At 40.0% G+C, this 15,919-nt stretch carries 8 protein-coding genes; all 8 read right to left on the bottom strand.

What is annotated here, in order from left to right; translation table 11 throughout:
- Positions 1-268: 268 nt before the first annotated feature.
- A complete protein-coding gene (locus EAX61_RS10565) occupies positions 269-919 on the bottom strand; it encodes a response regulator (protein ID WP_121917656.1) in 651 nt (216 codons plus the stop codon).
- A complete protein-coding gene (locus EAX61_RS10560) occupies positions 916-2,943 on the bottom strand; it encodes a tetratricopeptide repeat-containing sensor histidine kinase (protein WP_121917655.1) in 2,028 nt (675 codons plus the stop codon). The genes EAX61_RS10565 and EAX61_RS10560 overlap by 4 nt, the downstream gene beginning before the upstream one ends.
- Before the next feature lie 239 nt (positions 2,944-3,182).
- The gene (locus EAX61_RS10555) at positions 3,183-3,758 is read right to left on the bottom strand and encodes a hypothetical protein (protein WP_121917654.1); all 576 of its coding nucleotides are present in this window, start codon (positions 3,756-3,758) and stop codon (positions 3,183-3,185) included.
- Positions 3,759-3,763: 5 nt separating this feature from the next.
- A complete protein-coding gene (locus EAX61_RS10550) occupies positions 3,764-7,066 on the bottom strand; it encodes an autotransporter outer membrane beta-barrel domain-containing protein (protein WP_147448365.1) in 3,303 nt (1,100 codons plus the stop codon).
- Between the two features lie 10 nt (positions 7,067-7,076).
- Positions 7,077-10,271, bottom strand: coding sequence for an autotransporter outer membrane beta-barrel domain-containing protein (locus EAX61_RS10545; RefSeq protein WP_121917652.1), 3,195 nt, complete (start codon positions 10,269-10,271; stop codon positions 7,077-7,079).
- Positions 10,272-10,283: 12 nt separating this feature from the next.
- The gene (locus EAX61_RS10540; protein ID WP_121917651.1) at positions 10,284-10,961 is read right to left on the bottom strand and encodes a porin family protein; all 678 of its coding nucleotides are present in this window, start codon (positions 10,959-10,961) and stop codon (positions 10,284-10,286) included.
- Position 10,962: 1 nt separating this feature from the next.
- The gene (locus tag EAX61_RS10535) at positions 10,963-11,457 is read right to left on the bottom strand and encodes a T9SS type A sorting domain-containing protein (protein ID WP_121917650.1); all 495 of its coding nucleotides are present in this window, start codon (positions 11,455-11,457) and stop codon (positions 10,963-10,965) included.
- 9 nt (positions 11,458-11,466) lie between these two features.
- Positions 11,467-15,834: a T9SS type A sorting domain-containing protein gene (locus EAX61_RS10530; protein WP_121917649.1), complete on the bottom strand. Its 4,368-nt coding sequence runs from the start codon at positions 15,832-15,834 to the stop codon at positions 11,467-11,469.
- Between the last annotated feature and the right edge of the window lie 85 nt (positions 15,835-15,919).

Raw genomic sequence — 15,919 nt, 5'->3', positions numbered from 1 at the left:
TATCTAAAAGCAGACTGATAACTACTAACTGATAACAAATAGCACTTGTAAAACATTTACGATTGAATAATAGAAATAGCCCTTAATAAAAAAAGACTGTCCGAATAGTTTTCAGACAGCCTCATTTTATTCAATCCCCCAATTGAATTTTGTTATGAGAAATATTAAACAACACATTACCTGTGTATTCTCTAATTGATGCAATGTAAAGAAATACGAAGTTTCTAGAATACGTAGTAATACGTAATTATGAGGAGAAAAAATATTTCTAGATATTGGAAATCGCTTGCTTATTTGTGAGTGCCCAGTTTGTAAGAGTATTTGTGTTCCCTTTTAGTTCCATCTTTAAAATAATATTACTGCGATGTTTTTCTACCGTACGCACGGAGACAAAAAGTTCCTCAGCGATTTGTAGGTTAGATTTTTCTTGAGCAATGAGTTTTATGATTGTGCGTTCAGAAGGGGTTAACAATTGTAGCTTTTTAAATTCACCCGTAGCATCTGAAAGGACTTCCTTATCAAAACTCGGGCTGAAATACGTATTTCCTTCTAAAACCGCCTGTATGCACTTTTCAATTTCAGAAAATGAGTCTTCTTTGAGCAAATAGCCTTTAATATTGAGAATTTTAGCTTGTGATACGTAATCGATTTCCTTGTGAAATGAAAGCACAATATGCTTGGTTCCAATACCCTCCTTTACAGCTTGAGCAACAACTTCAAAACCTGTCATTCCTGGCATATCAATATCCAGCAAACTCACGTGAGGCCTATGTAATCTTAGGGCATTAAGCGCTTGCGTACCGTCACGTGCCACAGCGACTACAATGTAACCACTATTAATCAACTCACGCTCTAATCCTTGAAGCAATAAGGGATGGTCGTCTGCAATTAAGATACTTACTTCAGTAGCTTCAATCATATTGGGATAATTAAAGATATTGATGTTCCTCCTTGTGGCTTACTCTCTATTTCAATTCTGGACTTTAAAATTTTTGCCCTTTCTTGTAGCGTTTTCATTCCTAAACTACCACCATAATCCTTTTTAAAATCTAGTGTAAAGCCCTTGCCATTATCACTCATCTTCGCGTGTATTTCCTTAGTGGCTTTTTCAATCTGGATAGATGCGGCTTTTGCTTCAGAGTGCTTTACCATATTGTTAAGCACTTCTTGCACTATTCTATATAAGTGCAACGCCGCTTGCGACGTTATTTGATCATCTATATTATCAATCTCGTTTGTAAAAAAAATAGTCGTGCTCGCATCTACTTCATTAATGAGCTTCTCTACTGCTTTTGTGAAGCCCAGTCTTTCTAAAACTGCTGGGTGAAGTCCTCGTGAGACATCTCTAAGCTCATTAAGCGTGCTACTTGCAAGATCTTCCATAGATGTGTCTCCCGTCTCTTTTGTGCGGCGGGTGAGCAACATTAATTTTTGGCCTACTCCATCGTGCAATTCTCTGGCTACTCTAATGCGCTCCTCTTCCTGAGCGGTAATAAGTTCTTGGGTGAATTTTTCTTGACGTTGAGAACGCCTGCGTGCGTTATTGCGTGATCGTGCTAAAATGACGAGTCCAAAAATACTAAGCAATCCTAAGCCTCCAAACAAAATCCACTGTTTTTGCAGTTCATTTTTTGCATCGAGCAAAGCGATATCCTTCTGTTGTTCGGCGATTCGGGCATCGCGTTTTTCTGTTTCGTATAATGTCTGATAATACGTGAGTGCCTTAACCTTCTGGATACTACTTACAGAGTCGCGCAGTGTCGCGTATCTTTTGTAGTGTCCGTAGGCCTTTTCTGGTGCACCCATACTTTCATAAACAGTTGCCATAAATTCCTCAGCATCTTGTATTTCTTCATAGGACTGCCCCTCTTTTTCGAGCTCAAGATGTTGTATTCCAAAACGTAAGGCATTTGTATAATCCTCTTCGGCGTAGGCAATATTTTTTAAAGCTTGCTTGTAATTTTTTTCATTTTGACCTGTTGTGTAGTCAGGAGAAGTATTCTCTAATTTGGACAGATAGTTTTTTGCCGTTTTTAAACTATCTATTTGAGCATAAGCCACTGCCAGACCAGAAAGAAAGATAGGTTCATATATTTGTATGCGCTCTGTTCTTATGGAGGTTTCATAGCCTTTTTTAAGACTTTCTATTTGATCAGCATGTTTGCCTTGCTTTTTCAAATCTGTTGCAGCGTTAAAATAGAAAGAAACCAACTGATCGTAGCGTCCAGCCTTATCAGCCAGAGCCATACCTTCTGCCCGCTCACCGGCTGCTTCTTCAAAAAAGTTATTCTGACTATATAAGATGGAGAGTGAATTCTTGAGACCTATGATTCGTGTGGTGTCTTTTAAAACCTTAAATACTTTGGCCGCTTCCTGATAATTTATAGATGCTTCGGCAAAAAAACCTAGATCTGAGAGCACATAACCCTTATAGGTCATTGCAATTGCTTTGAGCCTTTCATTTTTTACTAGCGATGCCTTTGCTATGGCGCTATCATATTTTTTTATTGCCTCTTCCTTTTGCCCTGAAAAATCATAACTATCTCCTCCATCTATGAACAAGGTTGCAGCACGTTCTGGGCTTATTCTATACTTATACGTCTCGTGAAATTTTTCAAAAATCGCTAGTCCAATTTCTGGCTTGTTCAGCCAGTTATTGTGATAGTTGATCCTATCTGAAGTATGGTAAGCAGCAATGTCTATAGAATCGATTTTAATAGCGTGGGCAATGGTTACTTGAAGTATGGAATCATAATTAAATTCTTTTTTAAACTTAGTGACATTACTTAAACTGTCTAGCCATACCAACCTTTCAGAACCAGTGGTACTATTTGCTTTTTGCCCTAGGCTCTCGATGAGTATAATCCTCTTATTTCCTGATTCCTGAGCTATGAGCGAAGTAATACAGAGCAAACTTAAGAACAGTAGGTAATATGCTTTCACAGGGGAACAAGTTTAAGTCTTAAAGATAAGGTTTTTGACTTTCTAAACTTAAGTTCTAAACTTGATGTGGGTATGCATGTATCTGGTTTATTGTAGCATACAAGTAATGATGAATGATTATTGAGGTTACGCTTTCGCGAAAGCGTAAAAAAGAAAAGCTCCATTTAAGGAGCTCCTCTGACTGAATACTTAATCATTTAGAATGTTCAATTCTATCTAGGCAATCTAAGAAAACGTTACTACCCCTCCTTTGCTTCTTTCCTGAAATATTCGATATACGTTATGATCTCCCGTGTACGTCTCAGGTATTCCTCAAAGATATCTGGACGATAAACGTTGGGTTTCCCTCCGTCTAGTTTGGTGATTTTTGGATCAAAGAAACCATAGGTATAAAATGATGCAATAAGCACCTCATCCGTAGGAAATACCGAGTCGTAGGCGTAGATAAAGCGCACAACATCCTCCTTGTGATCTGGATATAGATTTATCATTTGCCAGAAGGCCTTGTGGAAATCATTTACAGAGAGGCTCGCCTTTACGTGTGCAAAGGAATAGGTCGCTGGATATACTTGGGTCCTATATGATTCGTTAGACAGCAATCGTTGCGCTTCTTTATTAAATATCATTTCCTGACCTTCAATTTTTACACCTGGAGTTTTTAAATACTCCATATATGCTACCGCTTCGTCTTCTTTAGAAGCAAGATATTCTAGATCTTGTTCAGTAATATTTGCAAGTGCATCTTCTTGTCCTAATGTTATTCTGGACGTAGTAAATGCGATTACTATACTGATGTAGGTGATGTACTTTTTCATAATATTTATTCTACGGTTCCTTGAAAAGTCTGTTCTATACGTTTGAGCTTTGCTTCTAGAGTTTCTAAACCTTTATTCAAACTGTTTTGTTTGTTATCCAAAGTTTCAAATTGGTTTTTCCAATCTCCATTTTGAAGTCCAACAACAGTATTTACGAGTTTTGGCCCTTCATTATTATTAGCATTCCAAGCGCGACCTACAGCGATTTCAAACTGACTCAAGGTCATTTTCTCTACTGGAACCGCAACGCCATATCCAGAAATTTCAGTATGAGGCACAATATAGTCCCCATACCCCACTTTACCGATAACCTTGACTGGAATCTGACCGATAAAAGCCACCGTATTCCCTAGGTACTCCTTTCCCTGTTCTGGTGTATTACCTTGAACGATAGGTCTGTGGGATACAACCATAATTTGCTCTGCATTATCTAGGTTTTTTGAGATTTTACCACCTACTACACCTACGATATCGCCCGCTGTAATATATTCATTTACATCTACACGCTCTAACCACTCGGCATAATCGCCATTGCCAGAGGCAAATTCAAGTCCAGACTTGTTGTACTCGCTCACAAGTGTCACTATGGCAGATGCTGACTCACTTTTAATATCTGCAACGTCAATACCTACGAAAGCTGAGAGCACCTCTAAAAGATAAACATCATTATTTATAGTTCTTCCCAAGAAGTCTTGAATAGACTCAGCACGAATACTTCCAGCTACACGTCCTTCTTTATCTGTAAATACGGCATATTCGTTACTATTTGTTAAGGCATCAAATACAATCGTGTCTGGAAGGATAGGAAATTCTGCTGGCAGGAAGCCCGGTGTGTTTAAGAATGGTAAGTCAGGCACGATGTCTGGGAATGATGGGGATATTGTAAATCCTCCACCTATATCTATTCTTGGAAATTCTATCTTAGGAATAGAAGGTACACATACATTTACTGGAGGGATACATATGGTGGTACATCCCGCAAAAGGAAAGCATATGCTAAAACAAGCTTGCCCTGAGCAGATTCCATTGAGTCCATTAAAAAATGTTACTCCCGGAAATATTACCCCCGGTGTAGGCACATCCACAGTCCCAAAACCTGGAACTGGTATCCCTGGAAAATCAATAGCAGGAAAGTCTATACTTGGAAAATCAACTCCACTCAACTGAATATTTATCTGTTCAAAAACAAAATTATTGATATTGGGAACCGCTGCAAGACTTATAAGATCCGGTATGAGCGCTGTAATATCTCCTGGACTAATTGTACCTGCATTGATAAATTTGGTTTTAATCTCATTAATAACACTTGCCTCTGGAGATCCAGTATCCCCTGGTTGCGTAGCTCCGAGATAAACACCATTAAGGTATCTGGGATGTGTTTTTCCTAATTTGATAAGCAATCCGTTAGGTGTGGTGTCATTCGTGTTGAAAAATGTAGCCACTTGATTATCATTAATTCCTCGAATATTTAAATTTTCGGCGACGATAGTTCCAAAATTTCCTGCTCCAGTCACTATAAGCTCATTATTAATTGAAGTCGCTCCATCTATGTTTAGAACATTATCTAAAGTAGTGACACCGTCTACTCCGAGAGTACCTGTAAAGCTTGTTGTGCCTGCATTAGCGACTTCTAAGGCGTTTAATGTTGCGAGTTGCTCAACGGTGAGTAGTCCTGTAAGTTGCGTACCTGCGGTATTTCCTGTAGTCCACCCATTATTAAAAACAGTAGATTGATCAACATTTAGTACTCCTGAAAATAAAGTGGAAGCTCCATTTGTTACTGATAGTGTATTTTCTAAGGTCGTTACCCCATCTACTGTCAGACTTCCATTTAATACTGCCGCTTCCTGATTAAGGACATCAAGCGTGCTGTTTAAAGTGGTTTCACCATCTACGTCAAGAATTCCTGTTAAGAAGGTATCACTCGCATTTGCTACGGTAAGCGTATTATTAAAAGTAGCTTCTCCTGCTACGTTGAGCATTTGATCAAGATTAGAGACTCCATCTACTCTAAGCGTACCTGAAAGATCTGTGAGCTCGCCGTTATTTACGAAAAGGGCATCATTCAGGTTAGTTCTTCCATTTACCGTTAAACCATTGTCAAAGGTGATAAGTCCTTGTACATTTAAAGGCCCCGTTAACGTAGTTAAACTACTATTGTTAACATTCAAACTAGCATTTAGATTTGTGGATAAATCTACGTTTAAAGTGCCCGATAAGGCAGTAGGCGATTCATTGTTTACTCGAAGAATACTCTCTAAATCTGTAACCCCTGATACTGTCAGTAATTTATTGAGTCTCGTCTGACCAGTAACTTTAAGCGCCCCGCTTAAATCAGTATACGTGCCATTATTTACTGTCAGTTTATCGTTCAGAAAGGTTTTTCTATTCACTATTAAATTTCCATCAAGTGTTGCATCTTCAGCTATAAATAATTCTCCTGACTGTTCCAGATCACTATTAATATTGAGAGCTCTATTGAAATCTGAAGTACCATCTACAGTTAAGTCACCCGTGAGAAGTGTCGGCTTATTAGTCGCAACTTCCAGATCACCAGCAATTGTGGTTTCCCCCTCTACACCTAACCTTAACATCAACACTGTAGCTTCATCTACGGTAAGAGTATCATCAAACTGACTCGTCCCTTTTACACTTAGAACATCATTGAGCTGGACCGCTCCAGCTCCATCCAGATCTCCTGTTAGCCTCGTGACTTTCCCATTATTTACTCGTAATTCATCATTGAGTATTGTTGCCTGGTCTACTTGTAATCTTCCTGTCAGTACAGTAGTAGCTTCATTATTAACAGAGAGACTATCATTAAGCGTTGAGGTACCTCGCACGATCAAGTCATCTCCTAATTCTACATCGCCCAACGCTTCAAAATGACCTGTTGCATTTATATTTCTATGAAATGCCTGGGGTACAAATGTCAATACCTTTCGGTCGAGCACTTTGTAGGATCCATCAAGCAAAACTTCAACGATTAGTGTTTTAGATGTTCCGTCCCATTCGAGGGAGTTAAAAAATGGTCCCTCAGCAGTACCGCGACCTACGTTTACGGTGAACATCCCAAGACGATCTGTTGCCACTGTATTGGTTTCCGTATATATTATTTCGCCTTGAGCGCTCTCAATACTAAATCTTACGGGAACAACACTATAATTCAAAACATTTCCTTGAACGTTTTGACCAGGAATTTCCTGTGTTTCTGGATTTATGATTACTCCTTGATAACTAATCGCATCTACTTGCCCGAAAACAGCAGTGCAAAAAAGAAACAGGAAAACATATAGTATATTTTTCATATCGTTTCTTTTAGTCATTAATACCATTTGAGATGTCGCTAGCAATTTTGTCTAAGCGCTCTACTTGAGCTTCTAGACTGTTATATTTCTCTTGAAATGCTCGTTGCTTTTTCTCGAGTTTTTGTAAAACCTTCACCCAATCACCATTGTGTACTCCTACTACCGTGTTTACAAGTTTTGGCCCATCATTTTCATTCTGCTCCCAAGAGCGGCCTACTGCTTTAACAAAGTCTTCTGGTGTCATATCCTTAGGGGAAATAGCTTTCCCGTATCCTTTTATATTTGCCCCTGCAACAACGTAATCTCCACTACGCACAGGCCCCATTATTTTAACCGGTACTTGTCCCATAAAAGCAACATTGTTACCCAAGTGTGTTCTAGATTCATCTGGAACATTACCTAAAACGATAGGTCTATGTGAAACAACCATAATTTGTTCTAAACCTTTAATATCCTTTGTAATCTTTCCTCCCTTTACAGCTACGATATCTCCAGCAGAGAGGTATTCTTCATGGTTTGCTCTTTCAAGCCACTCTGCATAATCTCCATTTCCAGAAGCATACTCAACTCCAAAACTATTATACTCATCTATGAGTGAAGACATTTGTACTACCCCAGAAACAATACCATCCAGTAAATCTACACCTACAAAACTGGCAATAACTTCTTGCAAGTAGATTGGATTACAAATTGTAGCGTCTTTAAAGTCTTTAAGTGATTGTGCTCTAATTGCTCCCAACTGACGATCCTCTTTATCCTGAAATGCAATAAAAACATTTCCTTTATCTAAGCTGTCACCGTTTGCTGTGTCCCCTGTTGGGATATTTGGAAATTGCACATCTCTTAAACCCGTTGTAGGAAGATTGATAGGAAGATTAGGAATGAGATCGGGGATAGGGTTCAATAAATTAAAACTATCTATTTTAAGTGTAGGAAACTGCCACGCTGGTATTGTAACATTGACAAATGGAATGGTTACACCAGGAAAGATAGTACGCCCGGTAAGCAATGGAATATCTGGAAAATCAATAGATGGGATAGGTACACTAGGTAAATTACTATTAAAAGCATCAAATACTAGATTGTTAATATTTGAAATAGCGCCCAATTTTAAAGCATTAGGAGCGAGAGCAATAATTTCAGAAGGTGTTAAAGGTCCAGGATTTGCAAACTTTCCTTTTACAACGTTTAACGCAGACCCCAGATCTGAAGCAACCGGGTTGGGTAAGCTCAGATAGTCTGAACCATCCCAAGCACCGTGCGTTTTTCCAAGTTTGATAACGATACCATCTCCAGAACTGTTATTCAAGTTTTCGAAGGTGGCAATGAATCCAGCATTGTCACTCGTTATATTTATATTTTCTGTTGTGAGACTTCCTAGCGTTGCACTTCCCGTTACTACGAGATCATCATCTATAGTGGTTAGGCCCGAAATATCCACGGCATCATTCAGGTTTGTTACTCCAGCCACATCTAACGTTCCCGTAAGATTTACGGGACTTGCATTTGCTACGGTTAATCCATTATTTAAAGTGGTTTGACCATCTACTCCCAAGGTTCCAGTCATTAACGTAGGGCTCGCATTTGCAACGAGCACATTGTTATTTAAGGTAGACTGTCCGTCCACGGTAAGTGTTCCGGAAAGACTAGTTGCGCTTGCATTTGTAACCTCTAGTGTATTGTTGAGCGTTGTAGCCTGGTCTACGTCTAACGTTCCGGATAAGGTAGTCGCAGCTCCATTTGTCACGTCGAGTGTATTATTTAGTGTCGTTGCGAGATCTACATTTAATGCTCCTGTAAGATTTGTCGCGCTTGCATTTGCAACCGTCATATTACTATTGAGCGTTGTTTCTCCATCTACAATGAGCGTGTTATTTAAATCAGTAGCTCCTGCCACTGTGAGTGCTCCACTCAAATTGGTAGGACTTGCATTATTTACAAAAAGGCCATCATTCAAATTTGTAACTCCATTAACCGTGAGGTTATTATTAAGATTGACATTTCCGTCTACATCTAGATCACCAGACAGCAAGGTTGGGCTTGCGTTATTTACAGAAAGACTGCTATTGAGATTCGTATCCCCATCTACCGTAAGACTTCCTGAAAGTAATGTCGGACTTTGATTATTTACATTGAGTGCATCCTCAAGATTTGTTTGTCCCTGAACGAGCAAACTGCTTTGTAAGGACGTATCCTCTTTTACTAATAGAATTCCAGAGAGGGTTGTAGTAGCTCCGTTATTTACATTAAGACTATTATTAAGATTTGTCGTACCATTTACAATTAAGTCATTGTCAAATGTTGTAATCCCATCCACATTTAGATCACCAGAAACGTTGAGCGGACTCCCGTTATTGATATTTACAGTATCGTTAAGGTTTGTTACACCATCTACCGTAAGGGTTCCCGTAAGCAAGGTAGGAGACTGATCTGTGACGGTAAGATCACTTCTTAAAGTTGTATTACTAAACACTTCTAACGTGCTATTAAGCTGTGTCGCCTTATCTACGCTTAGTTCATCACGCATAGTCACGGCTCCCTCTACATTTAATATGCTTGCAAATCGCGTATCACCATCTACATTGAGCTTGCCTGTAAGTTCTGTATTGCTACTGTTCAAAACCGTAAGCTTGTCGTTGAGTTCTGTACGCATATCGACCTGTAACGTTCCTGTAAGAATTGTTGCGCTATTGTTGTTTACAGACACATTTCCATTTAAGTCTGTAGTTCCGTCTACCACGAGATTACGTCTAAAGTCTACCAAACCTCCTATTTGCACATCTCCTGTGGCTAATATGTCACGATGTAAAGAATAAGGCAAAAAAGCTAATCCTTGACGGCTCAATTCGTTATAGCTTCCATCTAGGTTAATTTCCACTTGAAGGTCTTTAGGCTTTCCGCGCCATTGGATTTCTGTAAATAGATTTCCGCTTTGCGGTTGCCCTTGACCTATGATGAGATTTATCATCCCAAACTCATCTGTCGTTGTTTGTTGTACCTCTTGATATTCTGTACTTCCATTCTCATCTATGAGCGTAAATCTTACCGCGACTGGTGCATTAGGTAAAATATTACCCGTAGCATCTGCCCCAGGAAGTTCCTGAGGGTTTGGGTCTATAATTAAAGCTTGATAGCTCAACCCGTCCGTCTGAGCGGTAGCCACTCCTATAATCAATAAAAATGCGAATTGTAATAGTTGCTTCATCTTGATTTATTTTTAGTCTGTTGTATTTGTTTCTTCCTGCTCAGTTTGAACCGTTTCTTTCTTTTTGAAAAGGTCTACAATCAGTCCTATACCGAACATATTTGTGTTTATCACAAGCTCCTCCCCACTCTCTGGACTATCATCTTCTAGTGGTAAACTCTGTCCCCAGAGGTATTGCGCATACAGTCTCCCTCCATCAAATATTGGATAAGAAACCCCTCCTCCAGCTCTTAGAAAAAAAGCATTGTTGTCAAATTCCTCTTCCTTGACCAAGTTAATCGTCTGGTTATTGATGCGCTGTGTTCCAGATGCTAGGAACTCTAGAGATACTCCTGCTTTCGCGAAGGCTTTAAAACCCTTATACTCCAGAAAGTCATAATCAAAATTCAGGTTGACCCCTATATAATCTACTTCCCACTCGAAGAAATTATTTACAGTATCATCACTTCCCGTTGCGCCATAACTGTTATAATTAAGGCCCAAACCTATGTGAAGATCATCCGTAAAGAAGCGATGCTTATAGCCTACACCCACGTAGGTATTTGATACCGACTGTAGGTTTTCTAGCATTTCTCCCTGCGAATTTGTAAAATCAAAAGATGAGTTCACACGACCTAACTCAACAAAAATCTGCTGTCCAGTAGCCGAAATTCCTGCACAAAGGCAGCACAGTAGTAGTAATTTTTTCATATCAACGTTTAATCAGATTAGCTTTAAATTGTTTATTCCCAGAAGTAACTAGGAGCACATATTGAGCAGTCGAGAGATCGCTCATATCAATACCTATAGATTGATTTCCCTCTTGCATACGATCGTATACGATACGTCCCAGCATATCGTACAGAATGGTTTGCACTTCGCCAGAAATCACTTCGTTAAATTGTATGGTAAGCACGCTTTCCACAGGATTAGGAAACACCGTAGCATCAAGCGTTGTGTCCTCAGAGACAATACTCATCACTTTTATGGGTGCCTGGATAAAGCCCTGTCGCAATGTTACAGCACCATTTACCGTAGTTCCTATCACGCTGGATTGTCCTATACTCTGTTGCACCATAAATGTATGTTCTCCAGACTCTATCTTACCCGTCCCGCCACTAGAGCCTACGCTCGACCGTACGATTTGCTGGGCGTGGCACATCCCGAAGCAACATAAGACTATAAGTATTACACTATATTTTTTCATAGGATAGATTTATTCTTTAATAAATTGTCTCGTTGTAATGCCCTCGGGACCTGCGATGATTATGAGGTAGTTCGCTTTCGCGAAAGCGGAAACATCCACCTGCAAGGCACTTCCCATATTTTGTAGCGAGACCGTTTTCACCTTGCGCCCCAGCATATCATAAAACGTCATCGTCTCTAAAGGCAGATTACCTTTGTTCTCTACCGTGAGCACCGAAGTCGCTGGTACAGGATAGATGAGCACCGAAGTTGGCGCAATTGCGTCATCTGTTGTCAAAATATCAGAAGTCACGTTATAATCAAAAAAGCAAGACTCCTGATTACCACTAGCATCTTCTATTGTGAGCGTACCATCATAAATACCTTCGGTCAGTACTGTTCCTACTGTAGGGATTTGTGAGACAAAAACCACATCAGCCCCACAATTATCGGAAACCCCAATCTGTCCCGAAGTCAAGAAATTTTGAACCGTGTACATGGACGCACCTTCCAATCCTACTGAAAGAACAGTAGGGCAATCTATGGTAGGATCTAGATCATCTATAACCGTAACTGTTGCAATACAGGTGGCCGTATTACCATTAATATCTGTAACCGTAAGTTCTACTGAATTTACACCGATATTATCACAGTCAAATGTAGTCGTATCAATACTTGTGGTAGAGACACCGCAGGAATCAGAGCTTCCCCCATCTATATCATTTACGGTTATAAAGGCGCTTCCACCAGCATCAAGGTTAATGGTAATATCTTGACAAATTACGGTAGGCGCTACAGTGTCCTCTACCGTTACAATTGCTGAGCAAGTGCTACTATTTCCATTTGTATCTGTAACGGTGAGAATCACATTGTTTGATCCCACATCGTTACAGGTGAACAAATTATTGCTTATTTCGAGGTTTGCAACCCCACAAGCATCAGTACTTCCGTCGTCTATATCTTCTGGAGCGATGAATGCACTTCCAGAAGCATCCAGTTGTACGGTTATATTTTTACAAACTGCGGTAGGTGCTTGATTATCTACTACGGTCACAATGGCTTGGCAGGTTGCCATATTTCCAGAAGCATCTGTCACAGTGAGTATTACTGTATTTGCACCAATATCTGAACAATCAAATGTTGAAACATCTAGGCTACGAGACGTTACCCCACAGAAATCGCTACTCCCGCCGTCTACTTGCATTGCATCAATAGTCACAGAGCCATTGACGTCTAGTTGTACGGTGATGTTTTGACATACAGCTACAGGTGATATATTATCTGCCACCGTAACTACGGCTATACAACTGGCGCTATTTCCATTTACATCAGTTACTGTAAGTGTGACATTATTTGCTCCTACATTTGAACAGTCAAATGTTGTCGTATCTATTGCAACCGTCGCTATACCGCAGTTATCTGTACTACCATTGTCTACATCTCCCGCAGTAATTGTGGCATTTCCACTAGAATCAAGCAATACATTTAAGTCCTGACATATTACTACAGGAGCGCTATTATCTTGGACCGTGACTACTGCGGTGCATTGAGTACTTACATTATTATAATTTGTTACCGTAAGTGTCACATTATTTGCACCTATATTGGTGCAATCAAATGAACTTACATCAATGCTTCTGGTAATTCCTCCGCAAGCGGCTGCACTTCCATTGTCTATGTCGTCCACATCTAATATGATATTTCCTGTGCTATCAAGTTCAAGAGTTACATTTTGACATACTGCAGAAGGCGGCACATTATCTACTAAAGTTATATTTGCTGTTGTAGTACTTGAGTTGCCTGAAGTATCTGTAACTGTCAACGTGACTGGCACAGGAGCTCCAACGTCGGCACAAGTAAAAGTATTAGGACTCACACTAAATGAGGCTATCGCACAATTATCAGAACTTCCATTATTAAGTTGATTCCCTGACACTGTTACAGATCCAGAAGTTCCAATTCCTACAGTAATATCCATCGCAATAGCGGTAGGGTTAACAGTATCTTCAACAGTAACCACCGCAGTACAAGTGCTGGAATTCCCGTTTACGTCGGTAATAGTCAACTCAACATTATTCTCTCCTATGTTTGCACAGGTAAACGTGGTAATATCGACGGCTCTTGAAGCAATGCCACAGGCGTCAGTACTTCCGCCATCAATTTCGATAGCTGTGAGCGTAGCGTTTCCGGATGCGTCAAGTTGTATGGTGATATCTTGGCAAATCGCTTCTGGTGATATGTTATCCTCTACAGTAACCATAGCCGTACAGGTGTTCGAATTCCCGTTTACATCTATAGCAGTATAGGTCACGATATTTGTCATACCTACATTAGAACAATCAAAAGTGTCTACGTCTATCGTGCGGGCATTAAGATCCATCTCATCAAAGCCACAAATATCTGAACTACCGCTTCCTATTTGATCTGGAGTTATTGTAATAGTTCCTGAAGCGTCCAATTGTACAGTAATATCCTCACAAACCATTACTGGAGGAGTTACATCTTGCACTGTGATTGTAGAGGTAGAGGTAGAAACATTATCAAAGACATCTGTAACGGTTAAGGTTACTATATTATCTCCAACTTCATCACAAAAGAAGGCACTAGGTTCTGCAACGCGCGAAGCAATCCCGCAGGTATCACTAGAACCAGTATCCAGTACATCTACATCGACAAAATACTCACCGTTGTCACTTAGTTGTACCACAAGATCTTGGGATAATGCAATAGGCGGTGTTGTATCTTCTACGGTTACAGTTGCAGTACACGTAGATGAGTTTCCTGCATCATCTGTGGCTGTAACAGTCACTTCTACGGGAGTTGCACTTCCCGCCTGTATAAAATTATAAACATCTAATGGAAACGGAGCGAGGGCCGTGGCATTTGTATCCTCACCATTAAGCGCACCTGGAGTGCTGTAAAACCAACTATCTCCAATAAAAGTATTTCCGTCAGGACCAGTATCACCTATGCGATATGCCCAACCTAATTCATAATCCCATAATAAAGGATCCATTTCAGTAGGTGAAGAGTAGGTCAACTCACCAAAAGTGTCGATTACATTGTTATTAAAGTATAACTCTATAGCATCATTACCATCTATATCTAGACCTGAAAATTCGAAATCTGGAGTATTATCAAAAAATTGAAAATAATTTGTGTTTAAATCTACAGTTGATTCATCTGAAATTGTAAGATGCATACCTGCAGGAATTGGGATTGCAGGGAATATAAATTCTTGGCCATCGCTTCCTTGTCCATCATTTGCTACTCCTATTCCATATTGGGATAAGTTTACAATGTCTCTAAGTGCAAATACCTCAACAGCTCTGTAAAATGATACCACTTCTATATCTGGAGTTCCGGGGTCGTTATCATCATCAACAAATTCAATTAATGAACCATAAACCACACCGGAAATAAGCAAATCATTTGTAGGCGGATTGAGGACGTCATCGCAAGAAAACATCGTTTGAGAAGCCGTAAAAGTGACATTACCACAATTGTCCGTTGTTCCATTATCAAAATCAACTGGATCAATCGTAAGATTTCCCGAAGCGTCAAGGGTGCGTGTCAAATTCTGACACATAATTACCGGGGGAGCAGTATCTTGTATAGTTACTGTTGCCACACAAGTGTCCGAATTTCCAGAAGCATCTGTGACTGTAAGAGTGACCATTTGAGGTCCCGTGTCTCCACAAGTAAACATCGTCTGGGATGCTGAAAAAGTTAATGGCCCTGCGCAGTTATCTGTCGATCCTCCATCTAAAAGTGATGGATCCAAAACGGCATTTCCTCCAACGTCTATGGGTAAAACGATATTTTGACACATTGCTGTAGGCGCCATCATATCCTGAACAGTAACCACAGCGATACAAGTTGCACTCTGTCCAGCAATATCTGTAACGGTTAGAGTTACGTTATTTGTTCCGATGTCAGTACAATCGAAGTCTGTCTGGCTGGCCCCAAAACTAAGAGCCACACAATTATCTGAGGAACCTCCATCTAACATATCTGGTGTTATAGAGACGTTGCCTGTTGCATCTAGTTGTACTGTTATATCTTGACAGACCGCAGTAGGTGGCATAGTATCCTCTACTGTAACTATGGCCGTACAACTGTCCATATTCCCATCTGCATCTTCTACTGTAAGTGTCACAGATTGCATTCCTATATCTCCGCAAGAAAAGGCGTCAGGGGATACTGTCATCATAACAATACCCATATCGTCAGTAGAGCCTCCGTCTACGTCTGCTCCAGTAATCATAACGACTCCTGTACCATCTAACTGGACAGTTATGTCTTGACAAACGGCAGTAGGATTTTGTGCACTTAGTAAAAATGTAATTAGGGATAAGAGGCAGAAAAGAGAGCGCTGTAGGGTGATTTTACTTGCCATAAACAAAAAATTATGATTTGGTTAACAAATGTAGGACAGTTGTTAACGCTTTTGCATACGTAGTGCGCTACAAAAACTACGTAGG

This window comes from Dokdonia sinensis (genome assembly GCF_003688895.1).
Classification (GTDB): Bacteria; Bacteroidota; Bacteroidia; order Flavobacteriales; family Flavobacteriaceae; genus Dokdonia; species Dokdonia sinensis.
Note: the sequence above shows the minus strand (reverse complement) of the source record. Positions and strands in the feature narration are given on the sequence as shown.